Below are 26,077 nucleotides of genomic sequence, written 5' to 3'. Positions count from 1 at the left end.
CGGCCCGATGGAGCAGCAGACGTCGGGTAGAGGGCGCGCACCCGACGTCTGCTGCTCCATCCCGCGGAACCGGGGGCCGGGGGCGGTATCCGGGGCCGGGCCCCGGACCCGGGTCAGCCGCGGAGGAAGTCCGCGACCGGGGTCGAGCCGCCGTTGAAGCGGATCGTGCGACCGGCGGTGGAGGGGTCCTCCAGGACGTCGGCGACCACGTGCGCGACGTCACCGCGCGGCACCTGCGACGACGACCCGTCCCAGTCGACCGACCCGGTCGGCTCGTCGTCGGTCAGGGTGCTCGGTGCCACCACGGTCCACTGCAGGTCCGAGTCGCGCAGGACCGCCTCGGCGATCATCTTCGACTGCGCGTACGCGAAGAAGTCGTCGTCCTGGGGGATGCCGTGATCGAGCTCGGAGCCGGACCACGAGACCATCACGTACCGGTCCACGCCCGCGCGCGCGGCACCCTGGATCGAGAGCACGGCGGCGTCCCGGTCGATCGCCCACGTGCGGTCGACGGACCCGCCACCGGCACCGGCCGACCAGAGGACGGCGTCCTGCCCGCGGACCAGGTCCGCGAAGTCGGTGAGGGACTGCTCCTGCACGTCCGCGATCCGGGGCTCGCCACCGTGCGCGCGCACCTCGTCCGACTGGTCGGCGTTCCGGATGACGGAGGTGACGGTGTGCCCGCGGTCGGTGAGGAGGCGCGTGGCGAGGAGTGCGACCTTGCCGTGGCCGCCGAAGACGATGACGTTGCTCATGCTGCGGACGGTACGCGGGACGGCTCGGAGGGCGCGGTGACGGTCGTTCCCACCGCCGGACGGGAGGCGCGGGGCGGCCCGGCACCGCGCCTCCCGCCCGGCGGGTCGCCGCCACCGGGAGGCTCCCCCCGACCGTCAGACGCCGCCGAGTACCGTGCGGAGGCGACACCACGGGACGACACGACGGAGAACCGATGAGCAAGCAGCACGAGCAGCACACCCTGGTCCGCACCCTGGCGCTCGGCGTCCTGAGCGGTGGTCGGAGCAGCACCCCGCTCGCCGTCCTCGCGCTGAACCACGACAACAAGGCACTCACGGGCTCCTGGCAGCAGTGGAAGGCCTTCAGCACCCCGCTCGGCCGCGGCCTGCTCGTCGCGTCGGCGATCGGTGAGCTCATCGGCGACAAGTCCCCGAAGGCACCGAACCGCATCTCGCCGATGGGCCTGGTCGGACGCATCGGAGCCGGTGCGTTCGCCGGTGCCGCGCTCGGCACGACGGGTCGTCGCGACCTCCGGCTCGAGGGTGCGATCCTCGGCGGCGTCGGCGCGGTCGTCGGCAGCTTCGTCGGTTGGGCCGCCCGCAAGGTGCTCAGCGGCACCGGCCTGCCCGACCCGGTCGGCGCCCTCGCCGAGGACGCCGTCGTCATCGCGGCGTCCGTGAAGACCGTCACCGGGGCCTGACCGGCACCACACGTCGGACGGGAGGCGCGGGTCGGCGACGACCCGCGCCTCCCGTCCGTCCCGTGGTGCGCCCACCGCACGGACGTCACCGCACGGCCACCGCCGCGCGGACCGGACCGCGGTCCTGCCAGGGCCTGCCGTGCAAGGGAGCACCCGCCTAGCGTGGTCGCCATGCGCATCGTCGTCATCGGAGCCACCGGCCACATCGGCACGTTCCTCGTCCCCCGTCTCGTCCGCGCCGGCCACGACGTCGTGGCCGTCTCGCGCGGCACGAGCACCCCCTACGCCGACTCCCCGGAGTGGGAGCGCGTCGAGCGCGTCACCGCCGACCGGGAGCAGGAGGACCGCGACGGCACGTTCGGCGGCCGGGTCGCGGCGCTCGCCGCCGACGCGGTCGTCGACCTCGTGTGCTTCACGGTCGAGAGCGCCGAGCAGCTCGTCCGCGCCCTCCGCGGCAGCGCGACGCACCTGGTGCACTGCGGCTCGATCTGGCGCGCGGGCGTCTCGCACGTGCTGCCGATCACCGAGGCGACGATGACTCCGCCCTTCGGGGACTACGGCGTGCAGAAGGACGCGATCGCCCGGATGCTCGCGAAGGAAACCGCCACAGGGGGTGTCGTCACGACCTCGGTCCACCCCGGGCACATCAGCGGTCCGGGCTGGATGCCGATCGGTCCGCTCGGCAACCTCGACCCCGCGGTCGTCACCCGGTTGTCCGGCGGCGAGCCCGTCGAGGTGCCCGGCCTCGGCGCCGAGGCGATGGCGCACGTGCACGCCGACGACGTCGCCCAGCTGTTCCAGCTGGCCGTCGAGCAGCGGGACGCGGCTGCCGGCCGGTCGTTCTTCGCCACGGCTCCGACCGCGCTCACGGTCCGCGGGTACGCGCACCTGGTCGCGTCGTGGTTCGGCCGGGAGGCGCGGCTCGAGTCCGTCACGTGGGACCGGTTCCGCGAGACCACGGCTCCGGAGCACGCGGACGCGAGCTGGGAGCACCTGTCCCGGAGTCAGGTGTTCAGCACCGCCGAGGCCGAGCGGGTGCTCGGCTACGCCCCGGGCTGGACCGCGTCGGAGACGGTGCGCGACGCCCTGCGCTGGCAGGTCGAGCACGGCGGACTCGAGGTCGCCGGGCCGTTCGTCGCCTGACACCGGCGCCGGCGTGCCGTGGCGCGCCCCGTCCCCGTCGCGCGCCACGTCCCCGTGGCGCGCTCCGTCCCCGTCGCGCGCTCCGTCCCCGTCGCGCGCTCCTCGATGGAGCAGACGACGTCGGGTGCGCGGCCGGCACCCGACGTCTGCTGCTCACCGGAGGTCGGTCAGGGGCACCGAGACGATGCGGTCGTCGCCCTCGCGCGGGTCCCCGCGGCCGTCGGTGTTGTTCGTGACGAACCAGAGCGTGTCGTCGGGGCCGGCCAGCACCGTGCGGATGCGACCGAACTCCCCCGCGAAGAACACGGTCGAGGTCCCGGGGTCGGACACCGGAACGGCCCGGACGGACGCGCCCTTGAGGTTCGCGACGTAGACCGTGTCCCCGATCACCGTCAGCCCGCTCGGCGAGGCGTCGTCCGTCGACCACTGCTGCACGGGGTCGACGAAGCCGCGTGCCTCGCCGCCGACGCCCTCGACCTCGGGCCAGCCGTGGTCCTGCCCCGGTTCGATGACGTTGAGCTCGTCCCAGGCGTCCTGCCCGAACTCCGCGGCGAACATCGTGCCGTCCGCCGCCCAGCCCATGCCCTGCACGTTCCGGTGTCCGAGCGACCAGACCGGCGAGCCCGGGAACGGGTTGTCCTCCGGGACCGCGCCGTCCGGGGTCACGCGGAGGATCTTGCCCGCGAGCGACGCCCGGTCCTGTGCGGCCGGCCGGTTCCCCGCGTCCCCGACGCTCACGTAGAGCATGCCGTCCGGGCCGAAGGCGATCCGCCCGCCGTCGTGGAAGGTGTTCCGCGGCAGCCCGTCGAGCACGGTCGTGGCGTCCCCGAGCCGGTACGTCCCGGTGCCGCCGGTCAGGGTGAAGCGCTGGACCCGGTTGCCGTCGTCGGCCGTCGAGTAGACGAACAGGTCGCCGTCGTGCAGCGCGAGACCGAGCAGTCCGCCCTCGCCGCCGTGCCGGACGCCCGGGACCGTGCCGACCTCGCGCGTCGAGCCGTCCGGTCGGAGCTCGAGCACCCGCGCGGAGTCGCGCTCGCTGATGAACCGTCGCCCCGGTCACCGACGGGGACGACCGACCACGGTGCCTCGAGCCCCGTGACGACGTCGGTGGTCGCCGCCGCGGTCGCGGAACCCGTGCGGGCCGGGGCGCCGCCGGACCCGCCGTCGGGATCACCCGTGCCGTCGTCCGAGCACGCGCTCAGGACGAGGGCTGCGGCGGCCGCGAGCCCGAGCGCGGTCCAGCGAGCGGTGTGGGGGCTGCGGGTCGTGCGGGTGGTGTCCACGGTGATCCTCCCGGTTCACCCCCGAGTCCACACGCCGCGGTCGGGAGCGCCCTGGGGATCTCCGGTGCCCGAGCCGTGGACCCGGCGCCGGTCTGGCTCCCGTTCCGGTCAGGCCACGGATCGGTCAAGCGGGTGGGCGGGTCAGGCCGCGGTGCGCTGGATCGCCGCGGCCATCGCCGCCGCGACGCCGCGGTTCGCCTCGGCGGTCGGGTGGATGCCGTCCCGCGAGTCCCCCGGGCGGTACGCACCGTCGGCGGCCCGGAGCCCGGTGAACGGGTCGACGAACGACCACCCGTGCGCCGTGGCGGTCGACCGGAGCGCCGTGGTCAGCGCGAGCTGCCCCGTGCGGCGGTCGGCACCGTAGCGGCTCCACGTCCAGTCCGAGGGCGGACCGGCGACGACGAGCACGCGCGCGGCCCCGACCTTGCGGACGATGCCGTCCACGTCGGCGATCGTCCGGGCCGTCGGGACGGCCTGGTTCACGTCGTTCGTGCCGACCTCGACGACGAGCACGCGGGCGTCGGGCACGGGTGCGATCTCCTGCAGGACCTGGTCGGCGCGGTACCCGCTGTGGGCGTAGCCGCCGACGGCGTGCAGGTGGTCGTCGGTGGCGAGCTGGTGCAGCCACGAGTCGGGGCGGGCCGTGATCGAGTCCCCCGCGTAGGCGAAGGGGACGGCGCCCGCGGCCACCGGGGTGTCGACGGCCCCGCTCACGACCTGGTCGGCCGGCCGCACCAGGTCGGCCTCGCGCTGCTGCACGTGCGCACCGACCGCCGCGACGACGGGGGTGTCCTCGGCGGTGGCGACGTGCGGGGCGGTGGCGAGGACGATGCCGGCCGTGAGGAGGCAGGCGGCGGTGGCGATGCTCGCGACGAGGGCGAGACGGCGGGGGCGGGACACGAGTACAGGTATCCCCCGGATCCGCCCGCGGAACCAGTCCCCAGTGCTGGGGAATGCAACACCGCTCCTGAGGGTCCTCGCCGCCGTTCACAGGTTCGCTCGGTCGCCGGGGGCGACCGCGGACGGACGGGAGGCGCGGTGCCAGCCGGCACCGCGCCTCCCGTCCGTCCCGTGGTCGCGTCGGACGCGACCTACGCGTGCAGCTTCGAGAGCTCCGCGAACTCCTCGTCGGTGAGCTCGATCGTCGCGCCCTGCAGGTTGTCCTCGAGGTGGTCGACGCTCGACGTCCCCGGGATCGGCAGCATGACGGGCGAGCGCTCGAGCAACCAGGCGAGCGCGAGCTGGGCCGGGGTCGCGCCCTTGCGCTGCGCGATCTCGGTCAGGGGCGAGTCCTCGCCGGTCAGCCCGCCGGTCGCGAGCGGGAACCACGGGATGAAGCCGATGCCCTGCTGCTCCGACCAGTCGAGGAGTTCCTCGGCGTCGCGCTTCTGCAGGTTGTACAGGTTCTGCACGGAGACGATCGTCGCGACCTCCTGGGCGGCCTTGACCTCGTCGACCGTGACCTCGGACAGGCCGATGTGCCGGATCTTGCCCTCGTCCTGCAGCTTCTTCAGCTCGCCGACCTGGTCCTCGAGCGGGACCTTCGGGTCGATGCGGTGCAGCTGGAACAGGTCGATGCGCTCGAGGCCGAGGCGGCGAAGGCTCATCTCGGCCTCCTGGCGCAGGTACTCCGGACGGCCGACCGGCGGCCACTCGTTCGGGCCGGTGCGGGTCAGGCCGGCCTTGGTCGCGATGACGACGTCGTCGCCGTACGGGTGCAGGGCCTCGCGCAGCAGGTCCTCGGCGACGTAGGGGCCGTAGGAGTCGGCGGTGTCGAAGAAGTCGACGCCGAGCTCGACGGCACGCTTGAGCACGCGGATCGCCTCGTCGTGGTCCTTCGGCGGCCCCCAGACGCCCGGTCCGGTGAGCTGCATGGTGCCGTAGCCCAGACGGTGGACCTCGAGGTCGCCACCGATCCGGAACGTGCCCGAGGCGGCGGCAGGACGGTTCGTGGTGTCGGTACTGGTCATGCCTCCCGGTCTACGCCGTCGGCGTGACCTGATCCTGAGCCGTCGTCCCCCGTCGTGGGAACGGGGTCTCGCCGCGGGCCAGGCCGCCCACGAGCTTCGCGATCCGGTTCGCCCGGGCGGTGGGGCTCGGGGCGGTCGTGACCCGGTGCAGCACGGCGTACCGGTTCGTGGCGTCCAGCTCGTCGAACAGCGCGGAGGCCGCGGGTTCGGCGTCGAGCGCTGCCCGCAGGTCGTCCGGCACGGTCGCCGTCGCGGCACCGGCGTAGGCGCGCTCCCACCGGCCGTCGGCCTTCGCCCGGTCGACCTCGGCGATGCCCCGCGGGCGCATCCGGCCGGCCTCGGTCAGGGCCGCGACGAGCCCGATGTTCCGCTGCGACCACAGCGACGCCCGGCGCCGCGGGGTGAACCGCTGCCGGAAGGTCGCCGTGTCCCGCCCGCGCTTCTGCCCGTCGATCCAGCCGGAGCACAGCGCCTCGTCGAGCGCCTGGTCGTACGTCAGCGTGGTCGGGGTCGTGGTGCCCTTCTTCGCGAGGACGAGCCAGACGCCGTCGGGCGTCTCCTCGTGCGTGTCGAGCCAGGCGCGCCACGCTGCGGCGTCCGGGAGCACGAGGTCGTCGTCGTCCATGCGGTCATCGTAGGGCGGGCCGGTCTCGTCGTCGCCCGTCCCGCTACCGCGCCGTGTCGCCGCTGCTGATCCGCACGGCGTCGGCCCACTCGTGCACCCACGCCGGCAGGGTCAGGTCGCGGTCCGTCCCCCCGCCGGCCTCGACGAGCTCGGCGGGGCTCACGGTCCCGCCGGTGCGGCGCAGGAAGCGCGCCTGCACGACCGCCCGCGCCACGACCTCCCCACCGCGGACGAAGGTCTGCTCCATGTACACCGCGCGCTCGTCGACCCCGAGGACCCGCGTCAGCAGGCTGAACCGCTGCCCGAGCGTCAACGACCGCTTGTACGTGATCGTCTGCGCCGCCACCACGGCGTACCACCCGCGCGCGGAGGCCTCCTCCCAGAAGCCGGACCGGGCGAGCAGGTCGTACCGGCCGAGGTCGAGCAGGGACAGGTACTTGCCGTTGTTCACGTGCCGCAGCGGGTCGAGGTCGGTCGGCGCGACGCGGAACGACGTGCGGGTCTCGTCCCACAGCGACGGACGGCGTCCGGGGCGGGCGGCGGCGAGCCGGATGCGCAGGGTCAGCAGGAGCAGCCGGAAGTACAGGTTCACGCATCGATCACACCAGGCGAGTCCCGGGTCGGGCGACCGTGTTGGAGGAACCGCACGACCGCTGCGGTGCGGTGTGCAACAGGGGGTGGGCGCGACCTCCAACGGACCGCGCGGGGCGTCCCGCTCCGCGCTGCACGTCCTGTCGTTCGGGACTGGATGGAGACGGCGTCCTCGTCCGAAGGGATGCCCATGAGGTGCGGCACCCCGCCCGAATCCGGCCGCGCCAACGGAAGGTGTACGAAGAAACGGTCCCGGCCGTGAGGGCCGGGACCGTTCGCTCGGTGAAGCGTGATCATCCGTAGACGGATGCGCTGCTCCCGCTGACGCGCAGTCCGAATGCGCCGGAGGCGACGTTGCCGATCGGGCCGATGCCAGCCTTGAAGGTCAGCTCCGCCCATGCCGGGCCCGCCGACGATGCAGTTGCACGACGCAGCTTGGCCGAGCACGAGGCGTCGCCGACCGAGTTGTTGCAGTACGCTCCGCGGACGTCGCGGATCTTGTTGGTCGTGTAGTCGAGGTAGAAGCCGGCATTGCTGACGAAGTCAGAGATCCCGATCTTGCAGTTGGTGTTCCAGCCGCCGGAGGACTTGCACCCCGTCTTCGACGGGTTGAGCCCCAACGTCGTGACACCGCCCGGCCTTCCGGTCGACGCGGGTGCCACGGCATCGGACTCAACCCATCGTTGCGAACCGTCGGCGAACACCTCGACCGACCGGGTGCCTCCCTCGCGGAGGCTCTCGCTCCTCGTGCTGACAGGCGTCGCATCAGTCTGCGAGTCCAGCGGCTGGCCAGCGTTGAGCTTTGCGATGAGGCGATCCTGCACGTCAGCGCTGACGTTCGCACCGTCCATGGTCGCCCTGACGGTCGCCTCCTGTGACGCCGTCAGGAGCTTCGCCTCGGAGGCACTCGCGGGTGCGACGCCCATGAGCACGGAGCCCAGCAGTGCACCCCCGGCTACCGCCGCGCAGACCAGACTCTTGAATTGAGCAATTTGTGGCATGAAACCCCTCCTGAGGAATAATCCGTTTCAGCCATGGACGTGTTATTCGTTCACGTGCGAATCAAGCGAACGACGTCGACGAGCGACAAGCGCTTGCACCCCCCATGAGATGAGCGCCACGACCACGACGAGGACAACGACCGTTACAACGATGTTCAAGTTCCCAAACATGCTGCGAGCGTAGACGAACATCCACGATTTGTCGCGTCCCCTGATGGCATCGATCCCGCCGGTATGGCCCTGGCCATTGCGGAATCGACGCCCCACTATTGCATGAAATCAATGTCCTACCGCCTCCGACCGGCGGTTGACTGTCGAGAGTCGGGTGGCCATGCGAGGCTGTCCGTCGGGCTATAGGTCAGCGCTCATCGCCTTACCGACGCGTCAGGCGGGCGGGCGATCCCTTCTTGGAGAGTCAGGGATTCGCGTCGTGAGGCCGCGATTGGGATCCTGTCCCCCTTTGTGCCGTCTTGCGCTGCGCCGCTTCATCAGTCAACGTGGAGTTCGCGCTGTTACTTCGGGCCGATCGGCGCTGGGAGACCCTGACTCCGTGGTGCGGGCGTGGCATTCTGTGCCTTCTTCCAAAACGGAAGTCAGATGGTATCCGGCTTTGATGTGTGGCACCGATGGAGCGAGCGCGATTTCCGCGATTGTTTTCTTGATCACCTTGCGCGGGTGTTTCTCTGATGACGCAGAGTCACGATGGTGTCCTGATGCTCACCGGTGAAGCGCGGACTCTGAGGCGTCCGGTTGGATGACTGTGGCTGGTCGGGTCGTACGTGACTGGTCCCTCGGGCTCCTGCATTGGGGACGCCCGAGCTCACGAGGCCGTCCCCATGCCGCGGTCCGCCTCGCTCCCCCGGAGCAGGTGGGTCACCTCGTGCACCTCCGCGAAGCGTCCGTCGCTTGCGAGGGTGCCGAACAGGTACACCTCCTGCACGACGGTCGTCCCGTCCGCCTTCTCCACGTGGACCTCGTGCCGGTCCGCGTACGCGGTGCCCCGGACGAACTCGTCGAGCACCCGGACCTCCGCGCGCGTGACGATCCCGCGGAGGTGGGTGATGTGGTCGACGAACTGTGTGCGGTCACTCCAGACGCCGTCGGCCCGCTGTCGGTAGTCGTCGGCGAAGTGTCGTGTGATCGCGTCGTCGACCGAGCTGTCCCGATCGTTGAGCAGCTCCGTCAGTGCCGTGGCGATGTCCGTCGTGTCGATCCTCCTTCTGTGCAACTTGCACAGAGTGACGGTAGCAAGCTCTGTGCGAGTTGCACACGTATGATCGGTGCATGGAACCGGCAGCAACGATCGCGAACGCCCTGGGCGTGGTGCTCACCCGCGGGTTCCGCAGTGGCCTCTACGGCAGCGTGACGCTCGGTGTTGCTCGCGGGCTGACCGAGGCGAACTACCCGGTGCTGAGTGCACTGGCGCGTGCGGGCGAGCCGCGCTCGGCGGCGGCCCTGTCGCCCGACCTCGGGCTCGACCGCTCCGTCGTGAGCCGCCGCGCCGCGGAACTCGTCCGAGCGGACCTCGTCGTGCAGGTCCCCGGCCCGGACGACCGTCGTCAGGCGCTCCTCACGCTCACGCCGAGCGGCACCGACGCCATCGCGGAGGCGCGACGCCGTCTGGAGGCGGTGATCGCCGACCACACGAGCACCTGGACCGAGGCCGATCGGGAGGCGCTGGCGCGACTGCTGTCCCGCTTCACCGCCACGCCGCTCGCCTCGACGGAGTACTCGACCGAGTAGCCGACGCGTCCGCCCGCGGGGAGATCCCGCGCACCGCCCCGCACCGGACCGCACCCGGCATGGGCCGGCAGCTCCCGGCGCCGGACACCGAGCCCGCGCTCAGCCCAGCGGACCGCCCCCGGCGCCCGAGATCCCCGGGTGCGCCGACTTCGCCGCACCCTCGACGACCGCGTGCTGGCTCTCCGCGTCCTGCACCGCCCGCTCCCCGATGCGCGGGTCGACGGGCTCCATGTCCGCCACCGTCCGGCGGCGGCGCATGTTCTGCACCTCGAGCACGACGAGCAACGCGGCGATCGCCACCGCCACCCCGATCACGATCCACACGACGACCACGACGACCTCCCCCTCGCGTTCTGCGGACACTGTCCGTCCTCGCAGCGTAGCCGTACCGGTACCTCCCGGGGAACCCGCGAGCAGGAGTAGACCTGCACCCATGCAGACACGCAAGCTCGCAGACCTCGAGGTCGGCCCCGTCGGCCTCGGCACCATGGGGATGAGCGCCTTCTACACGGGCGCAGGTTCCGACGACGACGAGTCGATCCGCACGATCCACCGCGCGATCGACCTCGGCGTCACGCTCTTCGACACCGCCGAGGCGTACGGCCCCTACACGAACGAGGAACTCCTCCGCCGCGCGCTGGGCGACCGCCGCGACCAGGTCGTCATCGCCACCAAGTTCGGCCTCTACCGCCAAGAGGCCGGCGAGGAGACCCCGACGCAGCAGCGCGGCCTCTCCAGTGCACCGGAGTCCGTGCGCGAGGCGCTCGAGGGCTCCCTCCGCCGGCTCGGCACCGACCACGTCGACCTGTACTACCAGCACCGCGTCGACCCGGCGATCCCGATCGAGGACGTCGTCGGCCAGCTCGCCGGCTTCGTGCAGGAGGGCAAGATCCGGCACATCGGGCTGTCCGAGGCCGGCCCGGAGACGATCCGCCGCGCCCACGCCGTGCACCCGATCACCGCGCTCCAGACCGAGTACTCGCTGTGGACCCGGGAGCTCGAGGGCGACGTCCTCGACACGGTCCGCGAGCTCGGGATCGGTCTCGTGCCGTACTCGCCGCTCGGCCGCGGCTTCCTGACCGGCGCGATCACGAAGCCGTCCGACCTGGACGAGGACGACTTCCGCCGCGCGAACCCGCGCTTCCAGCAGGAGGCGTTCGACCAGAACCTCCGGATCGTCGACGAGGTCAAGGCCGTGGCGGACGAGGTCGGGGCCACCCCGGCGCAGGTCGCGCTCGCCTGGTTGCTCGCGCAGGGCGACGACGTCGTGCCGATCCCGGGCACGAAGCGGGTCGTCCGCCTCGAGGAGAACGTCGGCGCCGCCGACGTCACCCTGTCGCCGGCGCAGCTCGAGCGCCTGTCCTCGCTCCCGGTGCCGACCGGCGACCGGTACCCGGACATGTCGACCATCGGTCGCTGACCAGGCACGCTGCGGTCGCCGACGCGACCACATGACGGACGGGAGGCCCGTGGCGACACCGCCACGGGCCTCCCGTCCGTCGTCCCCACCCGTCGGTCGTGACCGCCCGTCCGTCGCAACCGCACATCGGAACGCTCGTTGCAGGCGGGTGGCGCGTGACGCGGGCGACCCACCGTCGTCACGGCGCGGAAACACCGGCTCCGTAGCGTCCCAGGAGGGATCCAGGACGACACCGAGGGGGCACCCGTGACCGAGACGACCACCACGCGCCGCACACCGGTCGAGGACGGCGTCGACGCCGTCCCGCGACTCGCACGACTGGTGCCCCTCGGGCTGCAGCACGTGCTCGCCATGTACGCCGGCGCGATCGCCGTGCCGCTCATCGTGGGCGGTGCCCTCGGCTTCGACCGGGCCGACCTCGCGTTCCTCATCAGCGCCGACCTGTTCGTCGCCGGGCTCGCCACGATCGTGCAGTCCGTCGGCTTCTGGCGCTTCGGCGTGCGGCTGCCGCTCGTGCAGGGCGTGACCTTCGCCGCGGTCGGCCCGATGATCGCGATCGGGACCGAGCACGGCATCACGGCGGTCTACGGCGCGACGATCGCGTGCGGGGTCTTCATGGTCCTCGTCGCACCGTGGTTCTCGCAGCTGGTCCGGTTGTTCCCACCGATCGTCACCGGGACCGTGATCCTCATCATCGGCCTGTCGCTCATGAGCGTCGCCGCGGGGTGGATCACCGAGCGCGGCAAGGACGGCGCCGCCCGTCCGCTCGACGTCGCGTTCGCGGCCGGGGTGCTGCTCGCGATCGTGCTGGTCGAACGGTTCGCGCCGCGGGGACTCGCCCGGGTCTCGGTGCTGGCCGGGCTGCTGCTCGGGACCGTCGTGGCGCTGTTCGTGCCGGGCATGGTCGACGGCTCGGGCATCGGCGACGCGGCCTGGTTCGCGGTCGTGACGCCGTTCCACTTCGGCCTGCCGACCTTCGACCTCGCGTCGATCGTGTCGATGCTCGTCGTCGGCCTCGTGATCATGACCGAGACCACGGGCGACATGGTGGCCGTGGGCGAGGTCGTCGGTCGCCCGGTGTCGAAGCGCACGCTCGCCGACGGGCTGCGGGCGGACGGCCTCGGCACGGTGGTCGGCGGGGTGTTCAACACGTTCCCGTACACGGCGTTCGCGCAGAACGTCGGGCTCGTCGCGCTGACCGGCGTGCGCTCCCGGTACGTGGCGACCGCGGCGGGCGGGATCCTCGTCGTGCTCGGCCTGGTGCCGAAGGTCGCCGCGGTCGTCGAGGCGATCCCGCACGCGGTCCTCGGCGGGGCCGGGGTGGCGCTGTTCGGCATGGTCGCGGCGAGCGGGATCCGGACGCTGTCGAAGGTGCGGTTCGACAACCGGAACGTCCTCGTCGTGGCGTTGCCGCTCGGGATCGCGCTCCTGCCGACCGTCGCACCGGCGATCTACGGGGCGTTCCCGACGTGGTTCACGCTCGTGTTCGACTCGGGCATCTCGGCGGGGGCCGTCGCCGCGATCCTGCTCAACCTGCTCCTGGGGTCGCGGAGCGTGCGCGAGCGGTACGGCGACGACCCGGCGGTGGGCTCGTACGACGGGGTGCGGTCGACGGCGCCGATCGCACTGCCGCCGCGGTAGGACCCGGCCGCCCGCTCAGACCTCGGCGACGAAGGACGCCGCGCGCAGCTGCAGGTCCTCGATCCGCCGGAGTCGCGCCGCCTCGACGTCGTAGCCCTCGTAGGCGGGCGGCGGCAGCTTCCGGACGTTGTGCGAGCACTGGAAGTCCTGGCAGACGAGCGTGCCGACGGTGTTCCCGTTCCGCCCCGACCTCCCGGACCGCTTGGCGCTCCAGAACACGACGTCGTTCGGCAGTTTCACGTCCTGGCACCACGAGCACTGCGCGCGGGAGCGGGGCGAGGCATCGGCCTGGCGGAACAGCACGCCGACCAGGTCGCCGTCGAGCGTGGGCACGACGACGTAGGCGCGGCGGCCGATCCTCGGGTCCCGCCAGCCGAGGAAGTCGAGGTCGTCCCAGACGATGCGGTCGAGGTCGGTGGGGAGCGTCAGGTCGCTCGTCTCCCGGCGGGAGGCGTTGACGAACGACGCGCGGATGGTCTTCTCGCTGATGGGCAGCACGGTGCGGTCTCTTCCGGATGGGCCCGGGCGCGGGTGTCGCGCCGCACGGGCGGGGTGGTGGTCAGGGTTCGACGACGGCGGCCGTGCCCGTGGGCACAGCCGGGGGCGTCACGCCCTGATGCCGGCGCTCTGCGCGCCGACCACCTCCTGCTGCTGCATGCGTCCCACCCTACGACGGCGTGTCAAGCCGGGCGTGTCGGGCGGGACCGGTCCGCACGGACGAGCACGACCGACCCGTCGTGTGCGGGCTGGCGGCGGAGCACGCCGTGCCGGTCGTCCCACGCCCCGCTCTCGAGCGCCGTGCGCAGGGCGGCCACCGCCCGTCGCGCGGCGAGGTCGTCGACGCGTGACCACGCGGGGTCGGCAGCGCGGACGCCCGGGTCGAGGAGCCGTTCCGGGCGGCCGGTGTACGCCTCCCAGAAGCCGTCGACACAGGTGAACGGGACCGGGAGCCGGGTGGTCTCGACCTCGCCGCCGAGTGCTGCGGCCACCTGGTCGAGCGTCGGCCACCGTCGGGCGTCGGCGGCCACCACCTCGGGCGCGTACTCGGCGAGCCAGTGTCCGGCGACGCGCTCCGGGTCCCGGACGAGCAGGACCACCGGCCCCCGGGTCACCCGTCGCACCTCGGCGAGGCCGCGCGCGGGGTCCGTCCACCCGGCGAGCACGAAGGCGGCGACCGCGGCGTCGAACGCGTCGTCGGCGTACGGCAGCCCGGAGCTCGGGTCGCCGGCGTCCGTGACGGCACGGCCCGAGGGCAGGTACGGCACCTGACCGGCGCCGAGGTCGAGCACGTCCCGGGCGTCGCCGAGGGCACGGGCCACCGCGCGGGCGAAGGTCGGCTCGGTCCGGCGGTAGCGCGCCCGGTCGACGACGACCCGCGGGCCGCCGTCCTCCGGGTGGCCCGGGTGCGGGCCCTGCACCGGTTCCGTCGCGTCCGTCACGCGCCCAGCCTACGAACGCCGGTCGGCGGACGCACGGCTGGCGTGCGGGCCCGTCGGTGCGGACCCGCGCTGCTGCTCCGTGCCCGCCGTCCGGTCAGTCCCCGGCCGCGGCTTCCTGGCGGAGCGCAGCGACCTGCTCGGACCGTTCCGTGGCCGCCCAGGAGCCGAGCAGTGCCAGGGACCGTTCCGACTCGCTGCCCGGCTCGGCCGAGTACGAGAACATCGTCAGGCCCGGGTCCGCGACGAGGTCGAGCGCCTCGAAGTCGAGCTCGAGCTCCCCGACGATCGGGTGTGCGATCCGCTTCTTGCCCCGTCGGTGCACCCGGACGTCGTGCGCGGCCCACCACGTGCGGAACTCCTCGCTGCGCGTCGAGAGTTCCCCCACGAGCGTCACGAGACCGGGTTCGCACGGGTTCGCGACCGCCGCGGCACGGAGCACCGAGACGGCGTCGCGTGCCGTCGTCGCCCAGTCCGGGAAGAACTCGCGGGCCGCCGGGTCGAGGAACGTGAAGCGCGCGGTGTTCACCGGGCGTCCGGGGCCGGCGAACATCGGCGCGTACAGCGCGCGACCGAGGTCGTTCGTGGCGACGACGTCACCGCGTTCGTTCCGCACCCACGCCGGCGCGCCGGTGATCGCGTCGAGCAGCCGCTGCACGCCGGGACGCACGCGGGTCGGCACGTTCCGGTGCATCACCTTGACGCCGGAGTTCGCGAGCCGGGCGAGGTCCCACAGGTGCACCCGCTCGTCCTCGTCGAGCTGCAGGGCCCCCGCGAGGCCCTCGAGCACGCTGTCGGAGACGCCCTTGAGCGATCCCCGTTCGAGCCGCGTGTAGTAGTCCACGCTGACGCCGGCGAGCATGGCGACCTCGTGCCGCCGCAGCCCCGGCACCCGTCGCACCCCGCCGCCGAACGACGGCATGCCGACCTGGTCGGGGGTGAGCCGTGCTCGTCGGGAGGACAGGAAGTCCCGGATCTCGTTGCGCACGTCGATGCCCATGCATCGAGCCTACGTCGCGCTCGCCGTCCCGAGACAGGTACGGGCAGTGCCCGGGACGCCCGCCGTCGCGGTCGCCGTGGGTCCGGACGCGGTCGGGGACGGAAGGGAGGCGCGGTGCGGGCCCGCACCGCGCCTCCCGTCCGTCCCGTCCCGACTACCGGGCCGCGGCCGGCCCCGGGACCGGCTCGCCGTCCGCGTGCGCGGCGGCGTCGCCGGTGCGCGCCGTGACGCGCAGCCGCGCCACGCGGTGCCCGTCCATCCGGGTCACCTCGAGGCGGTGGTCGCCGACCTCGACGACGTCGCCGACGCGCGGCACCCGGTCGAGGTGCACCTGGACGAGTCCGCCGACGGTCTCGTAGTCGCCGTCGGGCAGGACCGGGCCACCGTCCGCGGCGAGGTCCTCGAGCACGACCGCGCCGTCGACCTCGCCCGCGGTCGCCGTGGTGCCGTCGTGCTCGGGGTCCCACTCGTCGCGGATCCGGCCGACGAGGTCCTCGAGCAGGGCCTCGAGCGTCACCATGCCCGCGCTGCCGCCGTACTCGTCGACGACCAGCGCGATCTGGTGCCCGCCGACGCGCATGTCGGTGAGCGCACCGGACAGCGACTTCGTCTCGGGCAGGGCGAGGACGGGGCGGACCAGGGTGGACACGGGCGCGCCGGGGTCGGCCGGGCGGAGCAGGTCGCGCAGGTGGACGAACCCGGCCACGCCGTCGCGGGACCCCTCGGTGACGAGGTACCGCGAGTGGCCGGCGGCGATGGCGTGGTCGGTGGCGTCCGCGATCGTCGACGCGGCGTCGATGGTCGAGACGTCGTACCAGGGGCGCATCGACTCGCGCAGGGTGCGGTCACCGGCGTCGAGGGCGCTCCGGGCGATGCGGCGGCCCTGCGCGTCGATCGCGTCGTGCTCGTCGACCAGGCCGCGGAGCTCCTCGGTGCTCATCGACTCGCTGCGGGCGTGCGGGTCGCCACCGAACAGCCGCACGACGGCGTCGGTGGAGCGGGAGAGCACCCAGATCACCGGGCGCATGGCGGTCGCGAAGCGGTCGAGGGTCGGTGCGACCGCCATCGAGAAGCCCTCGGCGCGCTGCAGGGCGAGGCGCTTGGGCACGAGCTCGCCGAACACGAGCGACAGGTACGCGATCACGAGGGTCATCAGCACGAGGGCGACGGCCTCCGCGGCGCCCCGGTCGAGCCCGGTCCCGGACAGCAGCGGGGCGACGTCCGGGGCGATCGACGAGGCGCCGTACGCGGCCGAGAAGAACCCGGCGACGGTCACGCCGATCTGCACGGCGGACAGGAAGCGGTTCGGGTCGCGACCGAGTGCGGCGACCCGGGCACCGCGGGAGCCCCGGCGTTCGAGCTGCTGGAGCTGCGACTCACGGAGCGAGACGAGGGCGATCTCGGCGGCGGCGAACACCCCGCCGACGAGCACGAAGAGGATGACGAGCCCGAAGGCGATCCAGGTGTCGGTGCCCATCAGCGGGACGCCTCAGCGGATCGACGACGGGCGGGCGGTCTGTGGTGATCGTCCATGGCTGTGATCCTGCACAGGATCGCTGGGCGACGGCCGCACTCCTGCTCGGCAAGTGCTGTGCGTCGCGGGGCGCGCGGCCCGGGCGCGAGCGGCGTCCGGTCGGCCGTGGCGGCTCGGCTCAGGGGGTCGGCGAGCGGACCAGTGCGGGCCTCGGCTCAGGGGGTCAGCGAGCGACCGATGCGGGCCTCGAGCCACGCCTCGGGGTCGATCGGCGTCACGCCGTCCAGGAGCACCTCGAGGTGCAGGTGCGCCCCCGTGGAGACCCCGGACGAGCCGACCTTGCCGATGAACTGCCCGGCCTCGACCCGGTCGCCGACCTTGAGCGGCGAGGACCCGGGGATCATGTGGCCGTAGAGCGTCGCGACCTTGCGGCCGTCGATCACGTGGTCGATGACCACGGCGGTGCCGTACGAGAAGTACGTCCCGGAGACGCGGACCTTGCCCGCGGCGACGGCACCGATCGGCGCGCCCATCCCGGGGTTGAAGTCGAGGCCCTGGTGCAGTGACGAGCACGCGCCGCACGGGGCGGACCGGTACCCGAAGCCCGAGCTCATCCGCACCGGACCGGGGAACGGCGAGCGGACGTCACCGCCGTACGACACCGCGGACCCGGCGGCCCCTGCGGTGCCGTTCCCGGGGTTCACCGTGCCGCCACCGATCGTGAAGCCGTCACGGTCCGAGGCGCTCGCCGCGATCGCCTGCGTGACGGCGTAGTCCTGGGTGCGCACGACGGGCGCGATGGTGGAGGTCGCGAGCGACGTCCCGGCGGCCGCGTGGGCGGGCATCGCCGAGGCGGCGAACATCGCGAGCGCGGCCAGCGCGCTCGTCAGCGTGACGCGGCTGGCGCGGTGCCCGCGGGACGGACGGGAGGCGCGGCGCGCGGCCGGCACGGACGTCGCCCCGGCGGCGCGGCGGCGGACGACCTTCGTGATGCGGGTGTCGACGTGCTCGGTCGCCGCACGGGCGCGGGTGGCGCGACGGCCGGCGCGTGCGGGAGGGGTCGACGGTGCTGCGGTGGTCGCGGCGGTCGACGCGACCGGGGCCTGGACCGCGGGCGCCTGGGTTGCGGGCGCCTGGGCTGCGGGGGCGGGTGCCTTGGCGACGTGAGCCTGGGCTGCTGGGGCCGCGGGGGCGGGTGCCTGGGCCGCGGGAGCCGTCGAGCGGGTCCGGCGTGCGGGCCTCCGGGCTGCGGCGCGCTCGGCCTCGAGGGCAGCGCGACGGGACAGGTGCACGACCGGGGTCCCCGGCTGCTGCTGGTGGTGGTCGTGTGTCGTCGTCATGGCCGTCGACCATTCTGCACGAGTCTGACGCTTTGTACAGGCCTCGTCGTGATCTCACCGTTACCGACCAGCTGGGAGGCTCCTGACCCGGAGTGCCGTCTGCGTGCCGCCTGGGCGTCGGGTCGGTAGTGTCCGAGACCAGCGACCGGAAGGACCTGCACCATGGCCCGAACGCCGCGGGAACGGCACGAACCCGTCGACCTCGCCACCGCCGAGGTCGTCCTCACGGGCACCCAGGACCTGCTGCCCGTGCTCCGCGCGGCGGCCGTGCGCGCCGGTGTGGACGCCGGTCGGATGCGCGTCGTCCACCTCGACGACCTGCCCGACCCGGACGACCGACCGGACGCCGAACTCGCCGTCATCGCCATCCGCCGTCGCGGCGACGGTCCGGCGTTCCACCGTGCGCAGGAGGCCGCCGAGCGCATCGAACCGCTGCTCGCGCCGAACGCCGTCCGGGTCGTGGTCACGGTCTCCGGCGTCACCCGGCTCGCGCCCAAGGTCGAACGGACCCTGACGTCCGAGGTCCTGCACCAGATCGGTGCCGCATCGGCCACGTCCGGCTTCCGACGGCCGTTCCGCGACCTCCGCTCCCGGCTCGGCCTCGCCGGGCTGCGCGCCTCGGGCGTCCGCGTCTTCCGGATCACCCTGTAGCGGTCGGCGCGTCACCGACCGGCGCCCGCTGGCCCCGCCGCCTGCGGCCGGGTATCTTGACGTCGAGACATCCCGAGCCCCGAGTAGCGTGGGGCGGACCGACGGCTGAACAAGGGAGTACCCGCCAGCATGGCCAAGATCATCTACACCCTCACGGACGAAGCACCGTTCCTCGCGACCCACTCGTTCCTGCCCGTCGTCGAGGCCTTCGCCCGCACGGCCGGCGTCGACGTCGAGACGCGCGACATCTCGCTGTCGGGCCGCATCATCGCCCTGTTCCCGGAGCGGCTCAGTGCCGAGCAGCGCCTGGACGACGCCCTCGCCGAGCTCGGGGAGCTCGCGAAGTCCCCCGAGGCGAACATCATCAAGCTGCCGAACATCTCGGCCTCGATCCCGCAGCTCAAGGCCGCGATCGCCGAGCTCCAGGCGCAGGGGTACGACCTGCCCGCCTACCCCGACGAGCCCACCACGGACGAGGAGCGCGACGTCCGCGCCCGCTACGACCGCGTCAAGGGCAGCGCCGTGAACCCGGTGCTCCGCGAGGGCAACTCGGACCGCCGCGCGCCGCTGTCGGTGAAGAACTACGCCCGGAAGCACCCGCACCGCATGGGTGCGTGGAGCGCCGACTCGAAGACGAACGTCGTGACCATGGGCACGGACGACTTCCGGTCGAACGAGCAGTCCTGGATCGCACCCGCCGACGACACCCTGACGATCGAGTTCGTGGGCGCCGACGGCGAGACCACCGTGCTCAAGCAGTCGATCCCGGTCCTCGCGGGCGAGGTCGTCGACGGCACCGTCCTGCACGTCCGTGCGCTCGAGGCGTTCCTCCGGGACCAGATCGCCGCCGCGAAGGAGCAGGGCGTCCTGTTCTCGGTGCACCTCAAGGCCACGATGATGAAGGTCTCCGACCCGATCATCTTCGGCCACGTCATCCGCGCGTTCTTCCCGTCGGTGTTCGAGCGCTTCGGTGCCGACCTCGCCGCCGCCGGACTCAACCCGAACGACGGCCTCGGCTCGGTCCTCGCCGGGCTCGACGCGGTGCCGAACGGTGCCGAGATCAAGCAGGCGTTCGCGGACGGCATCGACGCCGGCCCCGAGCTCGCGATGGTCGACTCCGACAAGGGCACCACGAACCTGCACGTGCCGAGCGACGTCATCGTCGACGCGTCCATGCCCGCCATGATCCGCACCTCCGGCCACATGTGGGGTCCGGACGGCGAGGAGCACGACACCCTCGCGGTCATCCCGGACTCGAGCTACGCCGGCATCTACCAGGCCGTCATCGAGGACTGCCGCGCACACGGAGCCTTCGACCCGGCGACCATGGGCTCGGTGCCCAACGTCGGGCTCATGGCGCTGAAGGCCGAGGAGTACGGCTCGCACGACAAGACCTTCGAGGTCCCGGGCGCCGGTCGCGTCCGCGTCGTCACGAGCGGTGGCGAGACCGTCATCGAGCACGAGGTCGAGCAGGGCGACATCTGGCGCGCCTGCCAGACCAAGGACGTCGCGATCCGCGACTGGGTGAAGCTCGCCGTCTCGCGCGCCCGCGCCACCGGCACGCCCGCGGTGTTCTGGCTCGACGAGACCCGCGCCCACGACGCGAACCTCATCGGCCTCGTCCGCACGTACCTGGGCGAGCACGACACCGACGGCCTGCAGATCGAGGTCATGTCGCCCGAGGACGCCATGCGCTTCTCGCTCGAGCGCATCCGCCGCGGCGAGGACACCATCTCGGTCACGGGCAACGTCCTCCGCGACTACCTCACCGACCTGTTCCCGATCATGGAGCTCGGCACCTCGGCGAAGATGCTCTCGGTCGTCCCGCTCCTCGGCGGTGGCGGGCTGTTCGAGACCGGTGCCGGCGGGTCCGCCCCGAAGCACGTGCAGCAGCTCGTCGAGCAGGACTACCTGCGCTGGGACTCGCTCGGCGAGTTCCTGGCGCTGGCGGTCTCGTTCGAGCACCTCGCGGGCGTCACGGGCAACGCGCGGGCCAAGGTCCTCGCGGACACGCTCGACCGCGCGACCGGCCGGTTCCTCGACGAGGACAAGTCCCCGGGCCGCAAGCTCGGCTCGATCGACAACCGCGGCAGCCACTTCTACCTGGCGAAGTTCTGGGCCGACGAGCTCGCGACGCAGACCGAGGACACCGAGCTCGCAGCGGCGTTCCGGAGCCTGGCCACGCAGCTCGACGAGCAGGAGCAGACGATCGTCGACGAGCTGGTCGCCGTGCAGGGGAAGCCGGTCGACATCGGCGGGTACTACCGTCCGGACAGCGAGAAGACGAACGCGGTCATGCGTCCGTCCGCGACCCTGAACGCGGCGCTCGCGACGCTCTAGGCGCGACCGCCCACACGACGGGAGGCGCGGTGCCGGCCGGCACCGCGCCTCCCGTCCGTCGCTGCTGGGACCGTCAGCTCCTCGACGGGACCGGCGGGCCGACCACGAGCAGGGCGGTGAACACGAGCGCCACCGCGACCACGCCGACGGCGACCGCCAGCCCGGGCCGACGGACCACGACGAAGAGCAGCCGGTCCCACGCGCCCGAGCGCTCGTCGGCCTCGCGGCGCCACGGACCCTCGAGCATCCCGCGGCGCGCGACGGCGACCTCGAACGGCACGGTGGCGTACGGCACGACCGCGCTCGCCCAGCCGAGCACGAGCGCCCCGACCGACCAGCGCTGGTTCACCGCGACGACCGTGGTGACGACGAGGTAGGCGAGGAAGACGAACCCGTGCACCCCGCCGCCGATCCGGACGCCCAAGTCCCCCGCGTGCAGCCCGTACTTCAGCACCATCCCGGCGATCAGCAGCGTCCAGGTCACGAGTTCGGCCACCGCTGCGGCGCGGAACAGGGAGCGAGGGTTCATGCACGACATGGTCGCGGACCGCTCCTGGAGAACAGCCGGAACGCCGAGCGGCGGGCGACACGGCGGTGCCCGCGACGGGACGGCTCCTCCCGACACGGCGCTCGCTCGTATCGATTCGACACTGCCAGCGGGTAGCGTCGACCCCATGTCAGCGCCGACCCCGAACCGCCCACTGGACATCGTCGTCTGGAACGAGAACGTGCACGAGAGCCGCGGCGACGCGACCGTGCTCGGCCACTACCCCGACGCCATCCACACCGTCGTCGCCGATGCCCTGCGCGAGCTGCACCCCGACGCCACGGTCGGCACGGCGACCCTGCAGGACCCGGAGCACGGGCTGACCGAGGAGCGCCTGGCCGGCACCGACGTCCTGTTCTGGTGGGGACACGTGGCGCACGACCAGGTCGCGGACGAGGTCGTCGACCGCGTCGTGCGTGCCGTGCACGCCGGCATGGGCCTGGTCGTCCTGCACTCCGGGCACTACTCGAAACCGTTCACCCGCCTGATGGGCACGACGTGCTCGCTGAAGTGGCGGAACGACGGGGAGCGCGAGCTCGTCTGGACGATCGCCCCGGAGCACCCGATCGCCGCGGGCGTCCCGCACCCGATCGTGATCGACCGGCAGGAGATGTACGGCGAGTACTTCGACATCCCGCGCCCCGACGAGGAGGTCTTCCTGTCCACCTTCGCGGGCGGCGAGGTCTTCCGGTCGGGTGTCGCCTACCGCCGGGGCCTCGGCCGGGTGTTCTACTTCTCGCCCGGCGACCAGGAGTACCCGGTGTACCACCACCCCGACGTCCGACGGGTGCTCGCGAACGCCGCCGCCTGGGCCGCACCGACCTCCGAACGGCGCACGCTCACCGCCGACCCCCACCCGCGGGACTGGTTCCTCGGGGGCGACTCCCGGTAGAACGGTGGGGTGGACACCCCCAACGACGACGGCGCCGCGCGTCGCACCGCGGTCATCGAGGCACTCGACGTGCTCGGTGCCGGTCCCGAGGAGCGGTTCGACCGCATCACCCGGATGACCCACGAGGCGTTCGGCGTCCCGCTGACCTTCCTCAACCTCGTGCACCACGACCTGGTCACGACGCAGTCGACGTTCGGGTGGCAGCAGGGGACGAGCGTGCCCGCGAGCGAGCAGTTCTGCGCGACGACGGTGCTCACCCCGGAGCCGATGGTCATCCCCGACACGACGCTCGACCCGCGCTTCGCGCACACCGCGGCGGTCGCGGAGCACGGCATCCGGTTCTACGCGGGCGCGCCGCTCAGCACGGGCGACGGCATCCGGGTCGGGACGCTGTGCGTGATGGACGCGCAGCCGCGGGTCTTCGCCGACGAGGACGTCGCCCTGCTCCGTGACCTCGCGCGCTGGGCGGAGCGGGAGCTCGGGCACTCGATCGAGCGGGGTCGCGTGCAGCGTGTCCTCGCGGGGCTCGTCCCCGTCGCCGTCGCGGTGCCGGGCGCCGCCGTCGAGGGCCTGGTCCTGCCGCGCGAGCGCGGTGGTGACGTCGTCGACTGGCGCGTCGCCGCGGACGGGTCGGTCCACGCGACGGTCGGCACGGTCGCCGCGGGGCGCGCCTCCGCCCTGCTCGCCGCATCGCTGCGGTCCGCGGTGGTCGCCAGGACGGACGTCGCGTTCGACGACGCGGTCGCCGGTCTGGAGGCGCAGCTCGGCCCCGACCTGACCGCTGCGGACGCCGTCGGGTCGCTCCTGCACCTGCGGCTCGACCCGTCGTCGGGTCACCTCGCGTGGACGGGCGCGGGCCCGGGCACGGCACTGCTGCTCCGCGCGGACGGCGACGGCACGGGCGAGGTGGTCCCGCTGCGCTCGGCCGACCTGCCGATCGGTCTGCAGCCCGCCGGACACCCCCGCACCACGGGAACGACGACCCTGGCGCCGGGCGACCGCGTGGTGCTGGCGACGCCGGGCGCGCTGGCGCTCGGCGGGATCGCCGGCGAGGACGGCTTGGCGGCGCTCGCGGCGGCGCACCCCGACGACCTGCTCGAGCGGCTCCGCACGGTCGCGTCCGACGACACCGCGGACCGGAGCATCGCCGTGGTGGTGCTCACCCGCCGCTGACCCCGCGCGGGCCCGGTCGGGGCTAGCGGACGGTTTCGCGCCGGCGGCGCTCCGGGTGCCCGGTGAGCGCGGCGACGAGGAGCGTCGCGAGCAGGACGAACCCGGCGAGCTCGATCCCGAGTCCGGCGGTCTTCCAGTACGCGCTGCCGACGACCTGCGGCTGCGTGATGGCATCGGGCCACCAGGCGTCGAGGGTCGGCACCGTCCCGGGGAACGGGTCGAGCCCGAGGACGACGAGGCCACCGAGCAGCAGGGCGACCCCGACGGCCGCCATCGCGCCGCGGGACCGGTGCAGCATCCGGACGACGAGCGCCGCGGCCATCCCGGCGAACCCGACGACGGCGAGCAGGAACGCCACCACGACGACCGGCTGCGGGGCGAGGGCCACCCAGTCGAGCACCGCGATCGGCAGCAGCAGCCACCGTCCCGTCAGCGCCCAGGTGCGCGGGCTCCGCCATCCGTCCATGCGGTCACGGTACGACAGGCCGTCGGGGGGTCCCCTGGGGGCCACCCTCGCGCAGGGTGCACCTGGCTACGATCGTCGGCATGGCGCAGGAGGGCAGGGGCCGGCAGCAGCGGGCGGTGGCGACGCGGGCGGCCCTGGTCGAGGCTGCGGCCCACGAGTTCGACGAACGCGGCTACCTCGGCACGTCGGTCGACGGCGTGGCCGAACGCGCCGGGCTGACGAAGGGCGCCGTCTACTTCCACTTCCGGTCGAAGGCCGACATGGCCGCCGCGGTCGTCGCCGCACAGAACGAGGTCTCCCGCCGCTACGCCGCCGCCGTGCGGGAGCGGTGCCTGTCGCCGCTCGAGTCGCTCATGTGGATGTCGCAGGGCGTCGCGACGCAGATGGTGCACGAGGTCGTGGTGAGCGCGGGCATCCGGCTCGCGACCGACGAGCACGCCGCGGCCGTGGTCCGGCGCGACCCGGACGCCGACTGGGTGCAGCACACCGCGTCGGTCGTGCGGCAGGCGATCGACGCGGGCGAGGTCGACCCCGCCTGGGACCCGGTGATGGTCGGCCGCGTGGTCGGTCCGGCGTTCGCCGGGGTGCAGATGACGTCCGACCGGCTGCACGACCGCGCCGACCTGTACGAACGGCTGCGCGAACTGTGGACGGTGCTGCTCGCGGCGATCGTCACGGAGCGGATGCGCCCGGAGATCCCCCGGCTCGTCGCGATCATCGACGCCGACACCGCCACGGACGCCGGGGCGGATCCGGATGCCGGTGACACCGCGTCGGACGACCCGCGCGACCGGGCGGCGGGGAACGGGCCCGCGGTCGTGGCGACGCGGGTCCCCCCAGGGACACCCACGTCGCCTCGCACAGAGGATACCAAGGAGTAGGTTTTCCGCCTCGCCCCCGTTCGCGGGCCTGTGACGGCGCTCAGCCGTGCGGTCCGACTACCCTGACCGGATGCCCACGCCCGCCGCCGAGCACGAGGTCGACGTCGACCTCGTGGCCGCGCTGCTCCGCGACCAGCACCCCGACCTCGCCGACCTGCCGCTGCGCGTCGTCGCGAACGGCTGGGACAACGTGATCGTCCGGGTGGGTGCCGACCTGGCCGTCCGACTCCCCCGCCGGTCCGCCGCGGCCGAGCTCGTCGCGCACGAACAGCGCTGGCTGCCCGGCATCGCCGCCCGCGTGGCCGCGGTCGCACCCGTGCCCGCCCCGGTCCGCACCGGGCGTCCGGCACACGGGTACCCGTGGTCGTGGAGCATCGTGCCGTGGCTGGCCGGTCGACCGGCGGACGCGGAGCCGCAGGGCCGACCGGTCGCCGAGGACCTCGCCGCCTTCCTGACGCGCCTGCACGTGCCCGCTCCGGCGGACGCACCACGAAACCCCTACCGCGCCGTTCCGCTCGCCGAGCGGGACGCGGCGGTGACGACGCGACTGACGACGACGGACGTGCCCCGTGCCGTGGAGGCGGCCGCGCTCTGGCGGACCGCGGTCGACGCGCCCGCGCACACCGGGCCTCCCGTCTGGGTGCACGGCGACCTGCACCCGTCCAACGTGCTCGTCGACGACCGCCCCGACGGAGCGGTCCGCCTGTCGGCGGTCGTCGACTTCGGCGACGTGACCGCGGGGGACCCGGCCGTCGACCTCGCCACCCGGTGGCTCACCCTCGACCGGGAGGCGCGCACCGCCTTCGCGACGCGGGTCGCGGCCGACGACGCGACCTGGACGCGCGCCCGCGGGTGGGCGGTCGCGATCGCCTCGGCGCTCGCGACGAGCGACGAGCCGGGCCACCGGGACGTCGCCGTCCGTGCGCTCGACGCCGTGCTCGACGACTGAGACCGGTCCGCCCACACCCCTGGACGGCCGTCGGTCCCGGGCGTACGCTTCCTCGCACCTGACCGTGCACTGGAGA

General features: G+C 73.2%; 27 protein-coding genes. 11 read left to right on the top strand and 16 right to left on the bottom strand.

Translation table 11 applies throughout. The features are described 5' to 3' along the window. Nucleotides 1–113 precede the first annotated feature (113 nt). Nucleotides 114–755: an SDR family oxidoreductase gene (locus tag QOL16_RS16950; RefSeq protein ID WP_071285524.1), complete on the bottom strand. Its 642-nt coding sequence runs from the start codon at nt 753–755 to the stop codon at nt 114–116. Between the two features lie 194 nt (nt 756–949). Between QOL16_RS16950 and QOL16_RS16945 the strand changes: the two genes are divergently transcribed. Both QOL16_RS16945 and QOL16_RS16940 read left to right on the top strand, forming a co-directional pair. Beyond that, nucleotides 950–1,435 carry a DUF4126 family protein gene (locus tag QOL16_RS16945; RefSeq protein WP_071285522.1) on the top strand — a complete coding sequence of 162 codons (486 nt, stop codon included), beginning with the start codon at nt 950–952 and terminating at the stop codon, nt 1,433–1,435. A gap of 171 nt (nt 1,436–1,606) precedes the next feature. Continuing rightward, nucleotides 1,607–2,578 carry an NAD(P)-dependent oxidoreductase gene (locus QOL16_RS16940; RefSeq protein ID WP_071285592.1) on the top strand — a complete coding sequence of 324 codons (972 nt, stop codon included), beginning with the start codon at nt 1,607–1,609 and terminating at the stop codon, nt 2,576–2,578. A 153-nt stretch (nt 2,579–2,731) separates the two neighbouring features. Here QOL16_RS16940 and QOL16_RS16935 read toward each other — a convergent pair whose 3' ends face one another. The 7 genes from QOL16_RS16935 to QOL16_RS16905 form a co-directional block, all read right to left on the bottom strand. After that, nucleotides 2,732–3,595: a sorbosone dehydrogenase family protein gene (locus QOL16_RS16935; RefSeq protein ID WP_254780331.1), complete on the bottom strand. Its 864-nt coding sequence runs from the start codon at nt 3,593–3,595 to the stop codon at nt 2,732–2,734. A 407-nt stretch (nt 3,596–4,002) separates the two neighbouring features. Further along, nucleotides 4,003–4,761 (bottom strand): SGNH/GDSL hydrolase family protein, encoded by a 759-nt coding sequence (locus tag QOL16_RS16930; RefSeq protein ID WP_071285520.1) that lies wholly within the window; start codon nt 4,759–4,761, stop codon nt 4,003–4,005. Between the two features lie 191 nt (nt 4,762–4,952). Beyond that, entirely contained in the window at nt 4,953–5,831 is an 879-nt protein-coding gene (locus tag QOL16_RS16925) for an aldo/keto reductase (protein WP_071248153.1), read from the bottom strand. A 10-nt stretch (nt 5,832–5,841) separates the two neighbouring features. Continuing rightward, nucleotides 5,842–6,456, bottom strand: a complete 615-nt coding sequence (locus QOL16_RS16920) for a YdeI family protein (protein WP_065964036.1) — start codon at nt 6,454–6,456, stop codon at nt 5,842–5,844. 43 nt (nt 6,457–6,499) lie between these two features. Next, nucleotides 6,500–7,048, bottom strand: a complete 549-nt coding sequence (locus QOL16_RS16915) for a thioesterase family protein (protein ID WP_071285518.1) — start codon at nt 7,046–7,048, stop codon at nt 6,500–6,502. Between the two features lie 292 nt (nt 7,049–7,340). Then, complete coding sequence (locus tag QOL16_RS16910; protein ID WP_065964031.1) at nt 7,341–7,973, bottom strand: hypothetical protein; 633 nt, start codon at nt 7,971–7,973, stop codon at nt 7,341–7,343. 895 nt (nt 7,974–8,868) lie between these two features. Then, nucleotides 8,869–9,276: a hypothetical protein gene (locus QOL16_RS16905; protein ID WP_217637647.1), complete on the bottom strand. Its 408-nt coding sequence runs from the start codon at nt 9,274–9,276 to the stop codon at nt 8,869–8,871. A gap of 56 nt (nt 9,277–9,332) precedes the next feature. Here QOL16_RS16905 and QOL16_RS16900 point away from each other — a divergent pair, with 56 nt between their 5' ends. Then, nucleotides 9,333–9,791, top strand: coding sequence for a MarR family winged helix-turn-helix transcriptional regulator (locus tag QOL16_RS16900; protein WP_071285516.1), 459 nt, complete (start codon nt 9,333–9,335; stop codon nt 9,789–9,791). Nucleotides 9,792–9,890: 99 nt separating this feature from the next. On the opposite strand, the gene QOL16_RS16895 is transcribed toward QOL16_RS16900, so the two are convergent. Beyond that, entirely contained in the window at nt 9,891–10,154 is a 264-nt protein-coding gene (locus QOL16_RS16895; protein WP_071285514.1) for a hypothetical protein, read from the bottom strand. A 70-nt stretch (nt 10,155–10,224) separates the two neighbouring features. On the opposite strand from QOL16_RS16895, the gene QOL16_RS16890 reads away from it, so the two are divergent. Next, nucleotides 10,225–11,211: an aldo/keto reductase gene (locus QOL16_RS16890; protein WP_071285512.1), complete on the top strand. Its 987-nt coding sequence runs from the start codon at nt 10,225–10,227 to the stop codon at nt 11,209–11,211. Nucleotides 11,212–11,457: 246 nt separating this feature from the next. Further along, complete coding sequence (locus QOL16_RS16885; RefSeq protein ID WP_254780330.1) at nt 11,458–12,852, top strand: nucleobase:cation symporter-2 family protein; 1,395 nt, start codon at nt 11,458–11,460, stop codon at nt 12,850–12,852. 15 nt (nt 12,853–12,867) lie between these two features. On the opposite strand, the gene QOL16_RS16880 is transcribed toward QOL16_RS16885, so the two are convergent. From QOL16_RS16880 to QOL16_RS16860, 5 genes are all read right to left on the bottom strand, one after another. Next, the gene (locus QOL16_RS16880; RefSeq protein WP_071245942.1) at nt 12,868–13,350 is read right to left on the bottom strand and encodes an FBP domain-containing protein; all 483 of its coding nucleotides are present in this window, start codon (nt 13,348–13,350) and stop codon (nt 12,868–12,870) included. Between the two features lie 182 nt (nt 13,351–13,532). After that, the gene (locus tag QOL16_RS16875) at nt 13,533–14,291 is read right to left on the bottom strand and encodes a methyltransferase domain-containing protein (protein WP_083230355.1); all 759 of its coding nucleotides are present in this window, start codon (nt 14,289–14,291) and stop codon (nt 13,533–13,535) included. Nucleotides 14,292–14,385: 94 nt separating this feature from the next. Beyond that, nucleotides 14,386–15,288, bottom strand: coding sequence for a helix-turn-helix transcriptional regulator (locus tag QOL16_RS16870; protein ID WP_065964018.1), 903 nt, complete (start codon nt 15,286–15,288; stop codon nt 14,386–14,388). A 154-nt stretch (nt 15,289–15,442) separates the two neighbouring features. Then, nucleotides 15,443–16,765, bottom strand: a complete 1,323-nt coding sequence (locus QOL16_RS16865; protein ID WP_071285510.1) for a hemolysin family protein — start codon at nt 16,763–16,765, stop codon at nt 15,443–15,445. A gap of 212 nt (nt 16,766–16,977) precedes the next feature. Next, complete coding sequence (locus tag QOL16_RS16860; protein WP_071285508.1) at nt 16,978–18,102, bottom strand: M23 family metallopeptidase; 1,125 nt, start codon at nt 18,100–18,102, stop codon at nt 16,978–16,980. Between the two features lie 162 nt (nt 18,103–18,264). Between QOL16_RS16860 and QOL16_RS16855 the strand changes: the two genes are divergently transcribed. Together QOL16_RS16855 and QOL16_RS16850 are read left to right on the top strand one after the other, a co-directional pair. Next, the gene (locus tag QOL16_RS16855; protein WP_065962525.1) at nt 18,265–18,753 is read left to right on the top strand and encodes a hypothetical protein; all 489 of its coding nucleotides are present in this window, start codon (nt 18,265–18,267) and stop codon (nt 18,751–18,753) included. Nucleotides 18,754–18,882: 129 nt separating this feature from the next. Further along, complete coding sequence (locus tag QOL16_RS16850; protein WP_065962527.1) at nt 18,883–21,093, top strand: NADP-dependent isocitrate dehydrogenase; 2,211 nt, start codon at nt 18,883–18,885, stop codon at nt 21,091–21,093. Between the two features lie 73 nt (nt 21,094–21,166). Here the strand turns inward: QOL16_RS16850 and QOL16_RS16845 are convergent, their stop codons facing one another. Further along, nucleotides 21,167–21,622 (bottom strand): DUF3817 domain-containing protein, encoded by a 456-nt coding sequence (locus tag QOL16_RS16845; RefSeq protein WP_071285506.1) that lies wholly within the window; start codon nt 21,620–21,622, stop codon nt 21,167–21,169. A 145-nt stretch (nt 21,623–21,767) separates the two neighbouring features. On the opposite strand from QOL16_RS16845, the gene QOL16_RS16840 reads away from it, so the two are divergent. Then, a complete protein-coding gene (locus QOL16_RS16840; RefSeq protein WP_175473149.1) occupies nt 21,768–22,532 on the top strand; it encodes a ThuA domain-containing protein in 765 nt (254 codons plus the stop codon). Nucleotides 22,533–22,541: 9 nt separating this feature from the next. Beyond that, nucleotides 22,542–23,705, top strand: a complete 1,164-nt coding sequence (locus QOL16_RS16835) for a PP2C family protein-serine/threonine phosphatase (protein WP_071245953.1) — start codon at nt 22,542–22,544, stop codon at nt 23,703–23,705. A 22-nt stretch (nt 23,706–23,727) separates the two neighbouring features. Here QOL16_RS16835 and QOL16_RS16830 read toward each other — a convergent pair whose 3' ends face one another. Then, on the bottom strand, nt 23,728–24,171 hold the full coding sequence (locus QOL16_RS16830; RefSeq protein WP_071285504.1) for a hypothetical protein: 444 nt from the start codon (nt 24,169–24,171) through the stop codon (nt 23,728–23,730). An 80-nt stretch (nt 24,172–24,251) separates the two neighbouring features. Here QOL16_RS16830 and QOL16_RS16825 point away from each other — a divergent pair, with 80 nt between their 5' ends. Both QOL16_RS16825 and QOL16_RS16820 read left to right on the top strand, forming a co-directional pair. After that, nucleotides 24,252–25,052 carry a ScbR family autoregulator-binding transcription factor gene (locus QOL16_RS16825; protein ID WP_065962536.1) on the top strand — a complete coding sequence of 267 codons (801 nt, stop codon included), beginning with the start codon at nt 24,252–24,254 and terminating at the stop codon, nt 25,050–25,052. Nucleotides 25,053–25,122: 70 nt separating this feature from the next. Next, nucleotides 25,123–26,001, top strand: coding sequence for an aminoglycoside phosphotransferase family protein (locus QOL16_RS16820; protein ID WP_071285502.1), 879 nt, complete (start codon nt 25,123–25,125; stop codon nt 25,999–26,001). Nucleotides 26,002–26,077 lie beyond the last annotated feature (76 nt).

This window comes from Curtobacterium sp. MCBA15_004 (assembly GCF_001865055.2).
In the GTDB taxonomy this organism is placed as follows: Bacteria; Actinomycetota; Actinomycetes; order Actinomycetales; family Microbacteriaceae; genus Curtobacterium.
Note: the sequence above shows the minus strand (reverse complement) of the source record. Positions and strands in the feature narration are given on the sequence as shown.